The 17339-nt window shown below is 63.4% G+C and carries 15 protein-coding genes and 1 pseudogene; 12 read left to right on the top strand and 4 right to left on the bottom strand.

All coding sequences use genetic code 11. From position 1 onward, the window contains the following. The first annotated feature begins 1 nt into the window (after nucleotide 1). From AC56LY_RS09390 to AC56LY_RS09360, 7 genes are all read left to right on the top strand, one after another. Nucleotides 2–256, top strand: coding sequence for a hypothetical protein (locus AC56LY_RS09390; protein ID WP_499578611.1), 255 nt, complete (start codon nucleotides 2–4; stop codon nucleotides 254–256). Between the two features lie 8 nt (nucleotides 257–264). Then, nucleotides 265–1443: a CpaE/TadZ family protein gene (locus AC56LY_RS09385; protein ID WP_499578609.1), complete on the top strand. Its 1179-nt coding sequence runs from the start codon at nucleotides 265–267 to the stop codon at nucleotides 1441–1443. Further along, nucleotides 1440–2885 carry a TadA family conjugal transfer-associated ATPase gene (locus tag AC56LY_RS09380; RefSeq protein WP_499578607.1) on the top strand — a complete coding sequence of 482 codons (1446 nt, stop codon included), beginning with the start codon at nucleotides 1440–1442 and terminating at the stop codon, nucleotides 2883–2885. Before AC56LY_RS09385 ends, AC56LY_RS09380 begins: the two co-directional genes overlap by 4 nt. A 10-nt stretch (nucleotides 2886–2895) precedes the next feature. Beyond that, on the top strand, nucleotides 2896–3870 hold the full coding sequence (locus AC56LY_RS09375) for a type II secretion system F family protein (RefSeq protein ID WP_499578605.1): 975 nt from the start codon (nucleotides 2896–2898) through the stop codon (nucleotides 3868–3870). A gap of 15 nt (nucleotides 3871–3885) precedes the next feature. Next, on the top strand, nucleotides 3886–4818 hold the full coding sequence (locus AC56LY_RS09370; RefSeq protein ID WP_499578602.1) for a type II secretion system F family protein: 933 nt from the start codon (nucleotides 3886–3888) through the stop codon (nucleotides 4816–4818). A gap of 243 nt (nucleotides 4819–5061) precedes the next feature. Then, entirely contained in the window at nucleotides 5062–6681 is a 1620-nt protein-coding gene (locus AC56LY_RS09365) for a methyl-accepting chemotaxis protein (protein WP_499578600.1), read from the top strand. 189 nt (nucleotides 6682–6870) lie between these two features. After that, a complete protein-coding gene (locus AC56LY_RS09360) occupies nucleotides 6871–7089 on the top strand; it encodes a hypothetical protein (RefSeq protein ID WP_499578598.1) in 219 nt (72 codons plus the stop codon). A 142-nt stretch (nucleotides 7090–7231) separates the two neighbouring features. Here AC56LY_RS09360 and AC56LY_RS09355 read toward each other — a convergent pair. Then, nucleotides 7232–7911 (bottom strand): annotated as a pseudogene (locus AC56LY_RS09355) (IS1595 family transposase); the annotation flags it as partial. A 350-nt stretch (nucleotides 7912–8261) separates the two neighbouring features. Here AC56LY_RS09355 and AC56LY_RS09350 point away from each other — a divergent pair. Continuing rightward, a complete protein-coding gene (locus AC56LY_RS09350) occupies nucleotides 8262–9407 on the top strand; it encodes a PAS domain-containing sensor histidine kinase (protein WP_499578596.1) in 1146 nt (381 codons plus the stop codon). A 44-nt stretch (nucleotides 9408–9451) separates the two neighbouring features. Here AC56LY_RS09350 and AC56LY_RS09345 read toward each other — a convergent pair whose 3' ends face one another. Further along, nucleotides 9452–10093 (bottom strand): VTT domain-containing protein, encoded by a 642-nt coding sequence (locus AC56LY_RS09345; protein ID WP_499578595.1) that lies wholly within the window; start codon nucleotides 10091–10093, stop codon nucleotides 9452–9454. A gap of 84 nt (nucleotides 10094–10177) precedes the next feature. After that, the gene (locus tag AC56LY_RS09340) at nucleotides 10178–11236 is read right to left on the bottom strand and encodes an AI-2E family transporter (protein ID WP_499578593.1); all 1059 of its coding nucleotides are present in this window, start codon (nucleotides 11234–11236) and stop codon (nucleotides 10178–10180) included. A gap of 258 nt (nucleotides 11237–11494) precedes the next feature. Here AC56LY_RS09340 and AC56LY_RS09335 point away from each other — a divergent pair, with 258 nt between their 5' ends. From AC56LY_RS09335 to AC56LY_RS09320, 4 genes are all read left to right on the top strand, one after another. Then, nucleotides 11495–12352, top strand: coding sequence for a hypothetical protein (locus AC56LY_RS09335; protein ID WP_499578591.1), 858 nt, complete (start codon nucleotides 11495–11497; stop codon nucleotides 12350–12352). 86 nt (nucleotides 12353–12438) lie between these two features. Next, nucleotides 12439–13722, top strand: a complete 1284-nt coding sequence (locus AC56LY_RS09330; RefSeq protein WP_499578588.1) for a paraquat-inducible protein A — start codon at nucleotides 12439–12441, stop codon at nucleotides 13720–13722. After that, the gene (locus tag AC56LY_RS09325; RefSeq protein WP_499578586.1) at nucleotides 13715–15385 is read left to right on the top strand and encodes a PqiB family protein; all 1671 of its coding nucleotides are present in this window, start codon (nucleotides 13715–13717) and stop codon (nucleotides 15383–15385) included. The genes AC56LY_RS09330 and AC56LY_RS09325 overlap by 8 nt, the downstream gene beginning before the upstream one ends. Continuing rightward, entirely contained in the window at nucleotides 15382–16014 is a 633-nt protein-coding gene (locus AC56LY_RS09320) for a PqiC family protein (protein WP_499578584.1), read from the top strand. Before AC56LY_RS09325 ends, AC56LY_RS09320 begins: the two co-directional genes overlap by 4 nt. A gap of 39 nt (nucleotides 16015–16053) precedes the next feature. On the opposite strand, the gene AC56LY_RS09315 is transcribed toward AC56LY_RS09320, so the two are convergent. Then, nucleotides 16054–17187, bottom strand: coding sequence for a PQQ-dependent sugar dehydrogenase (locus tag AC56LY_RS09315; RefSeq protein WP_499578583.1), 1134 nt, complete (start codon nucleotides 17185–17187; stop codon nucleotides 16054–16056). Nucleotides 17188–17339 lie beyond the last annotated feature (152 nt).

The following is a 17339-nucleotide window of genomic DNA, read 5'->3' as shown; positions in this document are numbered from 1 at the left end:
CATGAAGACGACCATCACCGCCATCCTCGCCGCATCCTGCACGCTCCTGCTGGGCGGCTGCGCGACCGACACACCCGCTGGCACCGGCGACACCGTGCGCAACATCATGGCCAGCCAGATCATCGCGCCCCAGGGCAAGCGGTCCATGCCGGGCAGCGACGCCAGCACCGCGATCCTCGCCTACAAGAATTACCAGGGCTCGTTTGCCGCGCCCGCGCCGCAGGTCGAGATCACGGTGTTCGGCGGGAAGAAGTAGAGGCCATCATGAAAATTGCAGTCCTTTCGCGCGACGAGCGCCACCTGATCGAGCTGTCGCGCCAATTGCGGGCTCGCCCGGGCAGCGACGAAGTCGACATGATCGCCGGCACCCCGGCGCGCCTGTCGACGATGAGCGACGACGCCATTCCCGACCTGCTGGTGGTCGACCAGCCGCGCGCCGACGAGGGTGACCTCGACCAGCTCGAGCGGCTCGGCCACCTGTTCCCGCGCATGGCGTTCATCGTGCTGTCGGGCGACCTGTCGCAAGACTTTTTGCTGCGCGCCATGCGCGCCGGCGTACGCGAAGTGCTGCCGGCGGTGCCCGCCGCAGCCGACCTGGCCAAGGCCGTCGACCACATCGCCGAAAAGTTCGGTAGCCAGGGCGCGGCGCAGGGCAGGGTGCTGGCTTTCATTTCCTGCAAGGGCGGCAGCGGCGCGACCTTCCTGGCCACGAACCTTGCGTATGCGCTGTCGGCCGGCGGCACGAAACGCGTGGCGATGATCGACATGAACCTGCAGTTCGGCGACGCGTCGCTGTTCGTCTCGGACAGCAAGCCACTGGCCACGCTGTCGGATGTGGCGACCCAGATCCACCGGCTCGACCCGTCGTTTTTGTCGTCGAGCATGGTCGCCGTGACGCCCAACTTCAGCGTCCTGGCCGCGCCGTCCGATCCGGCCCATGCCAGTGACGTCAAGCCCGAGCACATCGACGCGATCATCAAGCTGGCGCGCCGCCAGTACGATTTCATCGTGCTCGACGTCGCGCGCAGCCTGGATCCGGTAACGATCCGCGCGCTGGACCATGCCGACACGATCTACCCGGTGCTGCAAACGACGCTGCCATACATCCGCGACGGCAAGCGCCTGCTCGACGTGTTCCGCAACCTGGAGTACGGCAACGACAAGGTCGAAATCGTCGTGAACCGTCACGACAATAACAGCGACATCAAGCTCAAGGACCTCGAGCAGGCGTTCGACACGACGCACCTGCGCACGATGCCGAACCACTACGACGCAGCGGCCAAGTCGGTCAACCAGGGCGTGCCGATCACGCGCCTGGCGCCCGAGAGCCCGCTGAGCGCAGCCTTGATGACGATGGCGCGCAGCCAGACGGGCGAAGCCGCGCCACAGGCGGCGGCCGGCGTGATGGCGCGTCTGTTCAAGCGCCGCAAGACTGACGTATGACCCGTGAACTGGTGAAGGATTCCAACGACATGAACATGATCCCATCCGCTTCGCTGCGCGAACGCCTCGGCGGCGCAGCCCTCAGCAGTAGCACCGGCACGACGCCAAGCGCGCCGACGCGCGTGACCACCGGCGGCCCGGCGCCGCGCGCCGCCGCCGTGCGCGGCGGGCCGATCGACAACCGCGCCTACCACCAGCTCAAGGCCCGCATCCACGAGGCGCTGCTCGACCGCATTGACCTGGAAAGCATGCAGCGCCTGAACGGTGACCAGATCCGGCAAGAGCTGCGTCTCTTGGTCGAGCGTCTGCTCGAAGAAGAGATGGTTGTCATCAACGACGCCGAGCGCAAGATGCTCACGCGCGACATCCAGAACGAGATGCTGGGCTTCGGCCCGCTCGAGCCGCTGCTGGAAGACCCGACCGTCTCGGACATCCTGGTCAACACGCACAAGCAGGTCTACGTCGAACGGCGCGGCAAGCTCGAACTGACCGACGTGACCTTCACCGATGAAGCCCACCTGATGAAGATCATCGACAAGATCGTCTCGCGCGTGGGTCGCCGCATCGACGAGTCGAGCCCGATGGTCGATGCGCGCCTGCCGGACGGCTCGCGCGTGAATGCGATCATCCCGCCGCTGGCGATCGATGGCGCGGTGATGTCGATCCGGCGCTTCTCGGCCGACCCGCTGCGCCTGGCCGACCTGGTCGCCTACGGCAGCATGACGGCCGACATGGCCGAAGTGCTGCAGGGCCTGGGCAAGGCCAAGGTCAATATCGTGATTTCGGGCGGCACGGGGTCGGGCAAGACGACGATGCTCAATGTGATTTCGGGCTTCATCAACCACAACGAGCGCATCGTGACGGTCGAAGACGCGGCCGAACTGCAGCTGCAGCAGCCGCACGTGGTGCGCCTGGAAACGCGGCCTGCGAACATCGAAGGCAAGGGCGAAGTGACCCAGCGCGCGCTGGTCAAGAATGCACTGCGTATGCGCCCCGACCGCATCATCCTGGGTGAGGTGCGCGGCGAAGAAGCGATGGACATGCTGGGCGCAATGAACACCGGTCACGAAGGCTCGATGGCGACCCTGCACGCCAACACGCCGCGCGAAGCGCTCACGCGCCTGGAAAACATGATCAGCATGGCCGCGCCGAACCTGCCACCCAAGGCCATGCGCCAGCAGATCGCGTCGGCCGTGGGTGTCGTCGTCCAGGTCTCGCGCCTGACCGACGGCAAGCGCAAGGTGCTGTCGATCACGGAAGTGACGGGCATGGAGGGCGACGTCATCACGATGCAGGAGATCTTCACGTTCCGCCAGACCGGCGTGGCCGATGACGGCACGGTGATGGGGCAGGCCACTGCCACCGGCGTGCGGCCGCACTTCGCCGAGCGCCTGCGCACGTTCGGGGTGAACCTGGCCCCGCACATCTTCGAGCCGCGCTAGGACCTCCGGCATGGATACCACCTTCCTCCTGTTCATCCTGCTGGTGTTTGCCGCTGTCATGCTGCTGGTATGGGGCGTGTACGCGGCCTGGCAGGCGAACAACAACCCGGAAGCCGAGCGCATCGCGCGCCGGCTGCGCAGCGTGATCGGGCGCGAGATGCGCGAACTCGATGTCACCATCGTCAAGGAACGGCGCCTGTCCGACAACCCGGACCTTGAACTGCTGCTGCAGCGCCTGCCCGGCGTGTACCGGCTGGACCGCATGCTGCTGCAAGCGGGCAGTGCGCAGAAGGTGGCGTCGTTGCTGACCGTGTGCGCAGCGTGTGCGTTCGGCGGGCTCGTGGCGGCGTTGCTGCTGCGCTTGCCGTTGCTGGGCATGTTGGCCTGCATGCTCGTTGCCGGCTGGCTGCCGCTGCTGCGCCTGACGCGTGCGCGCGATGCGCGCATGGTGCGTTTCGAGCGCCAGCTGCCCGAGGCGCTCGACATGATGAGCCGGGCGATGCGCGCCGGCCACGCGTTTCCGACGGCTCTGAAGCTTGTGGCCGATGAAGTGGCGGCGCCGCTGGGGGAAGAATTCAAGACCGCGTTCGACGAAGTCAATTTTGGCGTCTCGATGGCCGATGCACTGAACAATCTGGCGCAGCGCGTGCCGAGCATGGATTTGCAGTACTTCGTCGTGGCCGTGCTGATCCAGCGCGAAAGCGGCGGCAACCTGACCGAATTGCTGACGTCGATTTCGAGCATCATCCGCGATCGCCACAAGCTGGCCGGCCAGGTGCGGGTGCTGTCTGCCGAGGGCCGCATCTCGGCCTGGGTGCTGGGCCTGCTGCCGTTTGGCGCCGGCGGCATGATGGCGCTGGCCAATCCCGAGACGATGGGCGTGCTCATACACGACCCGATCGGGCGCCAGCTGAGCGGCGCCGCGCTGGGCATGATGGGCTTTGGCGTGCTGGCGATCCGCAAGATCGTGCGCATCCGGATGTAACGAAAGAACGACACGATGACCATGGCAAAAATAGTGATGCTGGCTGCAATGTTCGTGCTGGTGTTCGGCGTCGCGGTGGCGGCCCTGCTGCTGCTGACGCGTGATCCCGTCAAGGCGCGCCTGGTGGCGCTTGACGAACGCGATGTGCCGAAAACCCGGCGCGGGGACGGCTGGCGCGAGCGCCTGGCCGATTTCGCCGAGCCGCTGGCCAAGCTGTCGGTGCCCACCGAAGGGTGGGAATCGTCGCCATTGCGGCTGCGCTTCATCAACGCCGGCTGGCGCGCGCCGTCGGCCCCCGGGCTGTACCACGCCGCCAAGACGGCACTGACGATCGGCTTGCCGCTGGTGGTCTGGATCGCGCTGCCGCATCACAGCACGCGGCCGCTGGCGCTGACCTTCCTGTTTCTGGTGAGCGCGGCCAGTATTGGTTACTACCTGCCGGACTTCCTTCTCAAACGCCGCGTCGCCAACCGGCAGCGCGATATCTTCGAGGGCTTTCCCGATGCGCTCGACCTGATGACGGTGTGCGTCGAAGCGGGCCTGGCCATGGATGCGGCGCTGGCGCGCGTGGGCAACGAGATCGGCCTGAAAAGTCCGGTGCTGGCCGACGAATTGCAACTGGTGACGCTTGAACTGCGCGCCGGCAGCGCCAAGGAAAAGGCGCTGCGCAACCTGGCGCTGCGCACCGGCGTGGAAGATGTCGATGCGCTGGTCAAGATGCTGATCCAGGCCGAACGCTTCGGTACCAGTGTCGGCACGGCGCTGCGGGTGCAGTCGGAGCAGCTGCGGACACGGCGGCGGCAGCTGGTTGAAGAAAAGGCGGCGCAAATTGCAACGAAGCTGCTGTTTCCACTGATCTTCTGCATTTTCCCGGCCCTGCTGGTGGTACTGCTAGGGCCGGCAGTCATCCAGATTTTCCGTGCCATGACGCCAGTAGCAGGCAGCTGACGGAGTCCTCAACGCAGGGTAGTGACACATCGTCATATGCATGCCGAATCGACCATGTTTGAGGTTAAAAGTATATGCGCGCACTACGCGCTAATTCGTGACCATTGACCGAAGATGTTGGCCGTGTGCAACACATTGAACGTGTACATGTGCGATGATATTTCTTTTGGGCATCCTTACCGCTGGTCGTTCCAGCCACTCGCAGGGCGCCCACCTCTTCTATACCTCTCCGGATAATCGTTGATGAAAAACTTAAAAATAGGCACGCGCCTGGCGTTCAGCTACGCCGCCGTCTTGCTCTTGATGGCGATCGTGATCGTCATTACCCTCGGTCGCATGGGCGACATGAACGATGCGACCGATCGTGTGGTCAATACCAGCATGAAAAACCAGCGTAACGTGGCCGAGTGGTCCAAGATCATTGAAGTCAACACCACGCTGATGGAAATGGCCTACCGTACCGTCGAGCCAGACCAGGTCAAGATCATCACCGACCGCATCGCAGCGGGATCCGTTCGCTCTTCCGCATTGCAGGACGAAATCAAGGCTGGCTTGCGCAACCCGAAGTCGCAGGCACAGTTCCAGGAGGTCGTGACCGCCCGGGCGCCGTATCTGGACGCACGCAAGGCGCTGCTCGATGCCAAGGCCGCCGGCGACGCCGACGGTGCACGCCGCATCTTCGAAACCCGGATGAAGCCGACCAGCCTTGCCTATCTCGAATCGATCGAAAAGCTTGCAGCTGCACAGCGCAAATCGGCAGAAAAATTCGTGGCCGATGCGGCCGATGCCTATGCGACGGCGCGTATGACGCTGATCGGCCTGGGGAGCCTGGCTATTGTGCTCGGCATCATCTTCGGCATCTTCATCACCCGTTCGATCGTGCGGCCGATCCAGGATGCAGTGGACGTTGCCGACCGCGTGTCGTCGGGCGACCTGGGCAGCCAATTCACCGTCACAACGCGTGACGAGACCGGTCAGTTGATGGCAGCACTGCAAAAAATGAACGATAACCTGCTCGGGATCGTGAGCCAGGTACGCACCGGCACCGAAACGATCGCGACCGCATCGGCAGAAATCGCCGCGGGCAACCTGGACTTGTCGCGCCGTACCGAGCAGCAGGCTGGTTCGCTGGAAGAAACCGCCTCGTCGATGGAAGAACTGACGTCGACCGTGCGCCAGAACGCCGATAACGCGCGCCGCGCCAACACGATGGCGTCCGAAGCGGCCAGCATTGCCGGGCAGGGCGGCGCCGTGATTGCACAAGTGGTCGGCACGATGAGCGAAATCAATGCATCGTCGCGCAAGATCGTCGACATCATCAGCGTCATCGACAGCATCGCCTTCCAGACCAATATCCTGGCGCTCAATGCAGCCGTGGAAGCAGCGCGTGCCGGTGAACAGGGCCGTGGCTTTGCCGTCGTCGCCAGCGAAGTGCGCAACCTGGCGCATCGCTCGGCGGCTGCTGCCAAGGAAATCAAGGGCCTCATCGACGACTCGGTGCAGAAAGTCGAAGCCGGTACCGGCCTGGTCGACAATGCAGGTACGACGATGACCAATATCGTGCACAGTATTTCGCTCGTGACCGGCATCATGAGCGAGATCTCGCATGCCAGCGACGAGCAGAGCGCAGGTATTGAGCAAGTCAATGCTGCCATCACCGAGATGGACCAGGCGACGCAGCAAAATGCCGCCCTGGTGGAGCAAGCTGCCGCTGCGGCCGGCTCGATGCAGGAGCAGGCGGCGCATCTGGCCGATGTGGTCAGCGTGTTCAAGACGGACATTCGCCCAGGCGCAGCCCATCAACCCGCGCCAGCGCGCAGTCAGGAGGCGCCAACCGGACGCCTCGCGCTTGCCGGGGCCTGATACCGCCTGCGTCAGCTGAAGGGCGGTGCCGGCATTGCGCTGGCACCGCCTGATTTTCTGTTATTGATCAAATATCGCATGCAGAGATAGTTGATTTGTGAATGACGACTATCATGGATCGCAATTTGATTTCTATCTGATAGAGCGCATACTAGCTTCATACCAGATCAAACACACAGGAAGAAAATCATGACCACCTTGTCCCTCCGCCCGTCGTTCGCTGCCCAACTGTCCGCCCTGGTCAGCACCGCCTTCGATTTCGTGCGTGAAGTCAAGGCTGCTCCAACCGCTGCAGCCCGCACCACTGGCAGTGCCGATGTCTGGGCGCTGTATCGCATGACCCGCGGCGCCGATGCCGTCTCGCCAGCCGTCGCGCGCCGCCTGGCAGCGCACGCCAAGTCGAACTGATCGCGTCACACTGATTGCACGGCCGGGACGACTCCCGGCACCGATTTAACGCCCTGCCTGATGCAGGGCGTTTTTCGTCGCGGAGACAGCGTTATCTGTTGATGGCCCTGATGAATACCTGGTATTCAAGGCGCAGTCAGCGTCATCTGTTGATGACCCTGATTGCAATCCGAAGCAAGTGCTCTGGCGACCTGACCCTCGCACCATCCAGCGCCCAGCGCCAGCCCAGGTAATTCGGCAAATAGCGCGACGCCACGCCGCGAAAGCCCTGTAGCCAGGCCTTGAAACGTTGGTGATAAGCGTTGACGTTCTGCACGTGGATGGCGCGGTTGCCCAGACGCCTGACCCGCACGCCTGCGCGCAGATTGACCGCTGCATGCGCGATGTTGTGCTTGCGTGCAAACGCCCGGTAGGCGCGATGGATGTCGCTCACCAGCAGCGCTCGGGGATCGAGCCTGGGCAACAAGTCGCGCCCGAGTTGCGCTGCCGTCAGCGCACCACGACCGGTGACGGCATCGACCGTGCGTCCTTCGCGATCACGCGCGACCAGGATACAGTCAAGTTCGCGGGAGATACCGCGCCTGGTCGCATGGCCGCCATGGCGGCGCGCTGGCCGATCCAGTGTGCGCGATCCTTTTTGTGATTCGAGCAGAAATGTCTCGTCGGCCTCGACGATGCATTCAATAATGCGGGCCGGTCGAGTTTGCTCCAGTGCAGGAAGCGGTGACGCCAGCGGAAAGCGGTAGTGCGATGCACGCCAACGCGATCTGCCCCTTTGCGTACTGGCAGCGAATCCAGCAGCACTTGCGAATACGCGAGCCAGGCGCCACCGCAATTGATACAGCCTGGGAGGCTGCGTCTTGCGTCTTGCGTATCCGTGTCGCATGTCCGTGTCAAATACCGCGGCGACCGAAAAATAGTACGTTGAAACTACGGTAATTAAAGTTGCTTTATTGAAATAAAGTCTGATTGTTCATATAAAACAACGCCCGCTTCCGGTTGCATGTGGTGAGAATCCGTGCCCGTTCTCCCACACGATCGTTTGCATGCAGGTATCCCGGCACGTCAACCTCCGACAAAAATGGTAGTGCGTCTCCTACGTAGTGCAAATGTTGCAACCTCGATAATGTCGATTGAGACTTTGATAGCGGTGCTCTTTCCGCATTTGCACCATGAACAATGAAAACACGCCCCTCGAGGGCGAATTTAACGAGTTGGACAATGGCTGGCCCGAAGCGTACGCATGGGCGATCGAGCAAATGCCGTGTCCGGCATATTGTTGCTCTTCGACGGGCGCACTGGTCCACGTCAACGCTGCGGCCAGGCGGATCTGGGGCGACGCCTGTCCACTGGTGAAAGATATGCAGTGGGATGGGTTCGAGACGCTGCGTTCCCTGGATGGCCAGTTGCTCGACAAGAAATCCAGTCCGGCCGCGCTTGCCGCTGGTGGCGCCTCACCGTGCCCTACCGAACTGATCGCCGTGTGCCGGGATGGCCAGGCTCGCCGCATCGTGATTCACGCCAAGCCCGTGTTTCATGCCGGTGGCGAAGTCGTTGGCGCCTTGTGCTGCCTGACTGACATCAGCGAGCAGCGCCGCTTGCAAGAGCGGGAGCGGGATGCTGCCCATTCGCGCGAGGAATTTCTGGCCATGCTGGCGCACGAACTGCGTAATCCGTTGGCGCCAATCATGAGTATCGCCGGCCTTCTGCAGCGTGCCAACAATGACCCGGTCGTGTCAAAAATGGCCGGCGTCGTTCAGCGGCAGACGAGGCAGCTCGCACGTTTCATCGCCGACCTGCTGGACGCGTCACGCGTCGATTGCGTCCACGCGCTGCCGGTCGAGCCGCGCATCTGCACGAAACGCGAGATCGTGAACCTCTCGCTCGACGCGGTCGAAACGCTGGTCCGTTCGCGCAAGCAGCGCCTGATCGTGGAAGTCGACAACGCCGACGCCGAGCTGATGTGCGATCCGGAACGGGTGGCGCAAGCGCTTGGCAACGTCTTGTGCAATGCAAGTGCCTTCACGCCGGACGGCGAAGAGATTTGCTTGCGTGTATTTATCGAAGGCAATGTGCTGCGTGCCGAGGTGATCGACTGCGGAGCAGGCATCGCCGCCGAGGACTTGCAACATATTTTCGAGCCATTCGAGCGCCGCGCGCTGGCACCGGGGCGGGCACCCGTCGGTGCGGGGCTAGGACTGACGATCGCAAAGGGCGTGTGCGAAGCCCATGGCGGTTCGATCTACGTGCGCAGTGCGGGGCCAGGGATGGGCACTACCGTCTCGCTCGCATTGCCGGTTGCGGTCTGCGCCGCCTGAGTCCTTGCAGTCAGGCCCTGTAGCAGGTCGCAGGCGCCGCCAGATCAGGCGCGGCGGCCGCGCTGTCGTTCCAGCAGCCAGGCCACGATGCCCGGCACCAGCGACAGCACGATGATGCCCATGATGACGGCAGTCAGATTGTTGTTGACCCATTCGATATTGCCAAAGATATAGCCGGCAATCGTCAGCGATACCACCCACAAGGTTCCGCCAGCAACGTTGTACGCAAGGAAGGTGGCGTAACGCATGCTGCCCAGCGCCGCGACGAACGGCGCCAGTGTCCGGACGATCGGCACATAACGCGCCAGCACGATGGTCTTGGGGCCATGACGCTCGAAGAAGCGTTCGGTGTGCGCGATATGCTCGTCCTTGATGAGACGGAACCGGTAGCCGCGCTTGACCCGTTCACGAAACGCACTGCCAATGGCAAAGTTGACGATGTCGCCAGTGACGGCTGCAACGATCAGCAGCGGGATAAGGATTTCCAGCGACAGCATGCCTTTGGCCGCCAGCGCGCCGGTGACGAACAGCAGCGAGTCGCCGGGCAGGAAGGGCATCACCACCACGCCCGTTTCAACGAAGATCACGGCAAACAGCAGCACGTAGACGAGCAGCTGATATTCGGCAGCCAGTACGGCGAGGTGGCGGTCCAGGTGGAGGAACCAGTCGAGCAGGGTAGTAAGCATTGAGTGTCTCGTTGAATCGGGTTGCGACAACACCCCGGCCAACGTGACGCTGGCCGGGGCAAAGCGCGTATCTTACCCTTACTGTTACTCTTCCTGGAACTCGTCCGAGCGGCAGAACAGATCCCACGCTGCAATGAACAGGGCGGCAATCACCGGCCCGATCACGAAGCCGTTCAGGCCGAACAGCGCCATACCGCCCAGCGTGGAGAGCAGGATCACGTAGTCAGGCAGCTTGGTATCCTTGCCGACCAGAATCGGACGCAGGATATTGTCGACCAGACCGATGACCAGCACGCCATACGCGGCCAGCACCACGCCCTGCCAGATATCGCCCGTCACCAGGAAATAGATCGCTACCGGTCCCCACACCAGTGCCGCCCCGATGGCCGGCAGCAGCGACAGGAACGCCATCACCACGCCCCACAGCAGCGGGCCGGACACGTCGAGCATCCAGAAGATCAGGCCGCCCAATGCGCCTTGCGCGACTGCCACCAGCACATTGCCTTTGACCGTCGCGCGGATCACCGTCGTGAAGTTCTGGAACAGGCGGCTTTTGTATTCGACACTCAGTGGCACGGCGCGCTGGATGCGCGCCGCCAGGATGCGGCCGTCGCGCAGCAGGAAGAACAACAGGTACAGCATGATCGTCATGCTGACGACGAAGTCGAGCGTGTTGCGTCCGATATTGAGCGCATACGTGGCGGCTGCCTGGCTGATCTGCGCTGCAAATTCGGTGATCTTGGTCTGTAGCGACGCCAGGTTGGTCAGTTCGAACCGTTCGAGGATCGAAATGGCCCAGTTCGGCAAGGCGCGCATCAAGATCTGGAAGTAGCCGGCGAAATCGATCTGGCCGCTGCTGACCATCGTGTAGATGCCGGCGACCTGATCGACCAGTGACGCCGTGATCATTGCCAGCGGCAGCAGCACCATCAGGACGATGACCAGCAGCGAGAGCAGGGCGGCGACGGTTGGCTTGCCCTTGGTCGCACGCAGCAGCCTTGACTGCAACGGCGCGAAGATGATGGCGAACACCACGCCCCAGAACACGGCGCCGGAGTACGGCAACAGGATCCAGAGGAACGCGATTGTGACGATCGTGAGCAGGAGCAGAAAGGAATTCTGCGGAAGGGTAAATTGCTTCATTGGCTGCGTTTGTGAAAAGGTTAATGTTTCTGGATGATAAACCATGCCTTGCATAGCATCGGGTGCGTTCGTGTAATGACGCGGGGCGGATGTCACATGTATGCAACCTGCATGCCATGAAATCGCCGTGTGGCTTAATGACCACAAAGTCATTTCAATCGTGCGGGTTGGCAAACTAACATCTTGCGATAATTAATTGTTGCCGCGTCGAGACTCAGTCTGGCGGGCACTTCTATCAATTGATTATCCGGAGAATCCATGTCCCGCCCTGCACCACGCACTGCTGCCCCGTCCATCCACACCACCCTCGTTCGCGCACTCAAGGGCGCCATTCTGCTGGGCGCCGCCGCAGCAGGCATGGCGCAGGCGCAGCAGTCGCCAGCGCTCGACCGCGTCAGCATCTCGGCCGGCGCGTTCTACGCCGAGCCTGAAATTCACCTGGGCGGCGATACCCGCTACGGTCGCGTCGATACCCCGGACCAGGAGATCAGCGACGTCACGCTGCCACGCGTCAAGGGCGAAGTCCTGATCGGCGACAGCCATGGCATCTCGTTCGATTACTTCCGCTTCGACGAAGGTTATGGCGCCGACCTGAAGGGCGACACCGTGTACGAGGGTCGTCCGGTCAGTGGCGCGCTGCGCGCCGACGCCAACCTGCGCATCGAGCTGGCGCGCCTGTCGTACAAAATGTGGTTCGGCAAGGAAAAGAACGTCTTCGGCGTCGGCTTGGGCGCGGCTCACCTGCGCGCGAAGATTTCCGGTTCGGCAACGGCCAATGTCAGCTCGACCGCGCCAGTGGAAAACTACACGTGGAGCGGCTCGGCATCGGCCAGCGAAAGCGTCTGGGCCCCGACCGTCGAACTGGCATGGCGCCATGCGCTGAACGATCAGGTGCGCTTCTATGCAGAAGCCTCGGGCGTGAAGAAAAACGGCGGCAACGTCGAAGGTCATATCTACAACGGTGCGCTTGGCGTGGAATACTTCCCGCACAAGAACATCGGCCTGGTCCTGGACTACGGCATCCAGAAAATCGACCTGCACCGCAATGGCGACCGTACCGCCGATATCGACCTCAAGCTGACCGGCCCATCGGCCTACGTCAAGGTCCGCTTCTGATCGGTACTGCGCTCACGTTTGAACTGCACGTTCAGTTGCTCTCGGTCATAATACCTAGTGTGAAAGCACTGGTGTAAGGGGAGTGGGTGAAAACGGATCAACTGGTCGCGTGTCATGACTGTGGCAGCCTGTATCACTGGCGGCCGCTGGCCGCCTGCGAGCGTGCCAGCTGCAGCCGCTGCCAGCACGAGTTGTACCGCTGGCACAAGGATAGCCCGGCGCGCCAGGCCGAGGTGCTGGCTGCGCTGACGCTGGGCGCCGTGTTCGTGTTCCTGCTGGCGCAGTGGTTCCCCATCGTCACGCTCGAAATGGGCGGCATGCTCTCGGGCGCCACGCTGTACCAGGCGGTGGCCGTGCTGTGGGGCGCGGGAGACCAGGTCATTGCGGCCATGGTCTTTTTTTGCGCCATCATCTTTCCAGGCATCGAACTCGGTTCCCTGTTCTATGTGGCGCTGGGCCTGACCCGGGGCGTGCGCGTGCCCGGTTTCAATCTCGTGCTGCGCACGGTGCGGGGCGCGCGCCACTGGGCGATGACCGAAGTGCTCATGATCGGCATCCTGATCACCGTGATCAAGATGACCAGCCTGGCGCGCGTGGAGCCGCATCCGGCGCTGTTCGCCTTTGGCATACTCACGATCCTGTGCGCGCTGGTCATGCGCTACGAACCCAAAGCGCTGTGGGCCCTGGCCGATCGCCTGGCGCCGCTGCGCAAATCCGACCCGGCGCGCCAGACCACGACGATTCCCGAAGCCGATTCGGTGCTGGTCTCGTGCAGCGCCTGTGGCCTGGTGAACCACACCTGCCCGTCGCGCGACGGTACCGATCGCTGCGCCCGCTGCAGCGCGGCGCTGCATCGCCGGATTCCCAATAGCGTCGGCTGGACCTGGGCCATGCTGCTGGCTGCTACGCTGCTCTATATTCCCGCCAATATGCTGCCCGTGATGTATACCCGCTCGATCGGGGGGACGGAAGGCGACACGATCATGAGCGGTGTCGTGCTGTTCTGGAATACCGGTTCGAAGGGCCTGGCGATCATCATCTTCATTGCGAGTATCGTGGTGCCGGTGTCCAAGCTCGCCGCGCTGGCCTGGCTCAACGCCACCGCCCAGGCGCGCTCGCGCACGGCGCCGATGGCGCGCACGCGCGCGTACCGCGCCATTGAATTCGTCGGCCGCTGGTCGATGCTGGATATTTTCGTGGTTGCCCTGACCGTCGCGCTGGTGCGCTTCGATGCGCTGGTGGTGATCACGGCCGGACCGGGCGCGATCGCGTTTGGCTGCGTGGTGATCGTGACGATGGTCGCGTCCCACCAGTTCGACCCGCGCCTGATCTGGGACCCTATTGAATCGAACGGAGAACCACATGTCTGAGCAGGACAGCGCAACACCATCGGCCAACCCGCCGCCGACCCCGCCGACTCCACCGGACCCGCCCGTGGGCCCATCGGCGCCGCTGGCGGCCTCGCCCGCCATCGACCGCCCGAGCCGCTGGCTGCCATCGCTGATCTGGATGATTCCCGTGCTCGCGGCGCTGATTGGCGCCTGGCAGGTGGTCAGCTGGGTCACCAACAAGGGTTCGACCGTCTACGTGTATTTCTCCAGCGGTGAAGGGCTCGAGGCGGGCCAGACCAAGGTCAAGTACAAGGACGTCGACATCGGCCGCGTTGTCTCGGTGACGCTGGGCGAAGACGGCAACCGTGTCGTGGCCAAGATCGAGATGGCCAAGGAGGCCGACCGCTTTACCGCCATCGACTCGCGCTTCTGGGTCGTGAAGCCGCAGATCGGCGCCAGCGGCGTTTCGGGCCTGGGCACGCTGCTGTCCGGTCCGTATATTGGCGCGGCGCCCGGCGTGAAAGAAGACACGACCAACAGTTTTACGGGCCTGGAAACGGCGCCGCCGATCCCGATTGGCCTGAAAGGCCGCGAATACAAGCTGCATGGCGAGACGCTCGGTTCGGTGGCGCCCGGTTCACCCGTCTACTTCAAGCGCGTGCGCGTGGGGCAGGTGGCATCGGTGGCGCTGGACAAGGCCGGGCGTGGTATCGACATGTCGGTCTTCGTCGAGCAACCCTATATCGGCCTCGTGGGGCCGGATTCGCGCTGGTGGCATGCCAGCGGCGTCGATTTGCGCCTCGATGCGAGCGGCCTGAAACTCAATACCCAATCGCTGGCGGCGCTGGCCACCGGCGGCATCGCCTTCGAATCGGCCGACGACCGCAAGCCGGTGACGCCGGCGCCGGCCGGCACCCGCTTCCTGCTGTCCGAAGACCGCAGCGCCGCGCTGCGCCCGCCCGATGGGCCGGCCGTCACGGCCGTGGTGTACTTCGACCAGTCGCTGCGCGGACTGTCGCCGGGCGCTGTCGTCGACTTCCGTGGCGTCGCGCTGGGCGAAGTACGCGCCGTCGGCATCGAATTCGATCGCGAACGCCAGAAATTCACCATGCCGATCACGGTCGACCTGTATCCCGGCCGTCTTGGCAAAGGCTTCATGGCGGCGATGGAGCGTGAAGACGGCGGCCTGCGCGCGTTGACCGCGATGGTGGGCCGCGGCCTGCGCGCGCAGCTGCGCAACGGTAACCTGTTGACGGGCCAGCTGTATATTGCGCTGGACTTCTTCCCGAACGCGCGCAAGGCAACGATCGCTGCGCAGGGCGACCTGCTGGTGTTGCCGACAGTGCCAGGCCAGCTCGATGAGCTGCAAAGCCAGATTTCGCGCATCGCAGGCAAACTCGACAAGATCCCGTTCGACGAGATTGGCGTGAACCTGAACCTGACGCTGAAGCAGGCGAATGCGACACTGGCACGGATCGATGGCAAGGTGCTGCCTGAAATGCAGCAGACGCTCAATGCCGCCAAGGCCACGTTCGCCAGCGCCGAGAGCGTGCTGGCACAGGATGCGCCGCTGCAGTCCGACCTGCGCAAGGCGCTGCAGTCGGTGACCGACACGATGGCCAAGATCGATGCGCTGGCCGATTACCTCGAACGCAACCCGCAGTCGCTCATCCGCGGCAAACCTCAGGAGAAGAAGGAATGACGCTGTTTATCCAAGCGCGCCGCGCACTGGCTGGTGCGGCGCTGGCAGCCCCGTTGCTGCTGGCAGGCTGCTCGAGTACGCCGACCGACAAGTTCTACACGCTCAGCGGCGGCGCCGCCACGGTCGTGCCGTCGACGGCGGCCAGCGCGCCGCTGTTCTTCGAGATGCGCCCGGTGACGATTCCGGCGCAGGTGCGCCGGCCCCAGCTGATGGTGGCGGGCGAGGCTGGCAAGATCGAGCTGATGGAGCACCACCGCTGGGCCGGTCCGCTGGCCGATGAAATCACTACCGGGTTGTCACTGGGGATCGCGGCCGATCTGGGCGGTGTGGATGTGTACCGCAATCCGGCGCCTACTGGCAGCACGCTGTACCGCATCGGCGCGAACGTCCAGCGCTTCGAGTCGAAGGAGGGCAGTTACGCGCTGATCGACGCGGTGTGGAACGTGCGCAAGGTCGATGGCGGCTCGGTGCAGACGTGCCGCAGCGTGTTCCAGGAAAACGTGGGACCGGGTTACGAGGCACTGGTAGCCGGGCACCGCGCCGCGCTGGCCAAGCTGGCTGCGGCGATCTCGGCCGGCGTGCGCAGCCAGGTTGCCGGTGGCACGCTGGCCTGCGTGAACAACCCATAGGGCCAAGCGGGCAGGCCTGCTCACGCAGTGCCCGCTGGCTTACTTTTTCGGTGTCAGCATCAGGAGCTTGCCGCGCGGACCGTCTTCCAGGAGCCATACTGCGCCGTCCGGACCGGTGCGAACGGCGCGAATGCGTTCGCCCAAGTCCCAATGGTCCACCTTCTTCGCGTTCTCGCCGTCGAGAGCGATGCGGTCCAGCGACTTGCCCGAAAGGCCGGTGATGAAGAGGGAATTTTTCCACTTCGGGAACAGGTCCGCATCGTAGTAGGCAAGGCCGCCTGGTGAGATGGCCGGATCCCAGAACACTTTCGGGGCTTCGAAGCCGTCGCCAGGCCTGTGGTCGGGGATGTCCCGGCCGTCATAGTGACTGCCATTCGATGCGATCGGCCAGCCATAGTTCAGGCCTGGCTTGATCAGGTTAATCTCGTCGCCATGGCGCGGACCCATTTCCATTTCCCACAAACGTCCCTGCCTGTCGAATGCCACGCCCAGCAGATTGCGGTGGCCATACGACCAGACGGCTGGGTTGAACCCCTTCGTCGCGAGCGGGTTGCCAGATGCTGGCGTGCCGTCGAGGTTCAGGCGCAGCACCTTGCCGAGCGTTGATTTCGGGTCCTGCGCCGGGTCGAACAGCTGGCGGTCGCCACTGGTAAAGAACAGGTACTTGCCATCCGGCGAAAAGCCGATCCGGCCCGAATAGTGCCCGCCGGTCGACGCATCCTGGCCGCGGAAAATGACCTTTGTATCCTTGAGTGCGCCGCCTGCCTGATCCAGTGTCCCTCTAGCGAGCATGACCCGGGTGTCGGCACCGTTGCCCGCTTCCGAGTAGCTGAAGTAGAGCATCTTGCTGGCCGCGAAGTCGGGAGCGGGCACGATGTCCATGAGTGCACCCTGGCCCTTGCTGCTGACGGTCGGTGTGCCGGACACGGTCTTCTTGCTACCGGTTGCAGGATCGAACAGGACCAGCGTCCCTTCCTTTTGCGTCACCAGCACTTTGCCGTCAGGCAGGAATGCCATCGCCCATGGGTTGTTGAATGTGCCGACCGGCTTGACGTCGAAAGGCAGACCGGTCGCGGTTGCGCTGGCCTGGGCGTTTGCGGCCGTCGGGACGGCGGCGAACGCGAGCAGGGTGAGCGAGAAAGTGGTGGCGAGGCCGAGCGTTCTTGAATTCATGTTTTCCAGATCTCCATTCGCGAATTGATGCCAGGTTGTTGAGACGGTGCGCACCTGTCGCCTGCGCGTGCGAAGCAGGCGCCGGCGCGGTTGGTCCAGAGGGGCGATAGGCAGTGTAGAGCAAAACGCCCATTGCAGACGCTGCGCTGGCC

Source organism: Telluria sp. ZT3P25, assembly GCF_059685895.1.
Note: the sequence above shows the minus strand (reverse complement) of the source record. Positions and strands in the feature narration are given on the sequence as shown.

Bases quoted from the DNA above. Each gene is read 5' to 3' on its own strand.
- AC56LY_RS09390 (WP_499578611.1), top strand. From the start codon at position 2: ATGAAGACGACCATCACCGCCATCCTCGCCGCATCCTGCACGCTCCTG.
- AC56LY_RS09385 (WP_499578609.1), top strand. From the start codon at position 265: ATGAAAATTGCAGTCCTTTCGCGCGACGAGCGCCACCTGATCGAGCTG.
- AC56LY_RS09380 (WP_499578607.1), top strand. From the start codon at position 1,440: ATGACCCGTGAACTGGTGAAGGATTCCAACGACATGAACATGATCCCA.
- AC56LY_RS09375 (WP_499578605.1), top strand. From the start codon at position 2,896: ATGGATACCACCTTCCTCCTGTTCATCCTGCTGGTGTTTGCCGCTGTC.
- AC56LY_RS09370 (WP_499578602.1), top strand. From the start codon at position 3,886: ATGACCATGGCAAAAATAGTGATGCTGGCTGCAATGTTCGTGCTGGTG.
- AC56LY_RS09365 (WP_499578600.1), top strand. From the start codon at position 5,062: ATGAAAAACTTAAAAATAGGCACGCGCCTGGCGTTCAGCTACGCCGCC.
- AC56LY_RS09360 (WP_499578598.1), top strand. From the start codon at position 6,871: ATGACCACCTTGTCCCTCCGCCCGTCGTTCGCTGCCCAACTGTCCGCC.
- AC56LY_RS09350 (WP_499578596.1), top strand. From the start codon at position 8,262: ATGAACAATGAAAACACGCCCCTCGAGGGCGAATTTAACGAGTTGGAC.
- AC56LY_RS09345 (WP_499578595.1), bottom strand. From the start codon at position 10,093: ATGCTTACTACCCTGCTCGACTGGTTCCTCCACCTGGACCGCCACCTC.
- AC56LY_RS09340 (WP_499578593.1), bottom strand. From the start codon at position 11,236: ATGAAGCAATTTACCCTTCCGCAGAATTCCTTTCTGCTCCTGCTCACG.
- AC56LY_RS09335 (WP_499578591.1), top strand. From the start codon at position 11,495: ATGTCCCGCCCTGCACCACGCACTGCTGCCCCGTCCATCCACACCACC.
- AC56LY_RS09325 (WP_499578586.1), top strand. From the start codon at position 13,715: ATGTCTGAGCAGGACAGCGCAACACCATCGGCCAACCCGCCGCCGACC.
- AC56LY_RS09320 (WP_499578584.1), top strand. From the start codon at position 15,382: ATGACGCTGTTTATCCAAGCGCGCCGCGCACTGGCTGGTGCGGCGCTG.
- AC56LY_RS09315 (WP_499578583.1), bottom strand. From the start codon at position 17,187: ATGAATTCAAGAACGCTCGGCCTCGCCACCACTTTCTCGCTCACCCTG.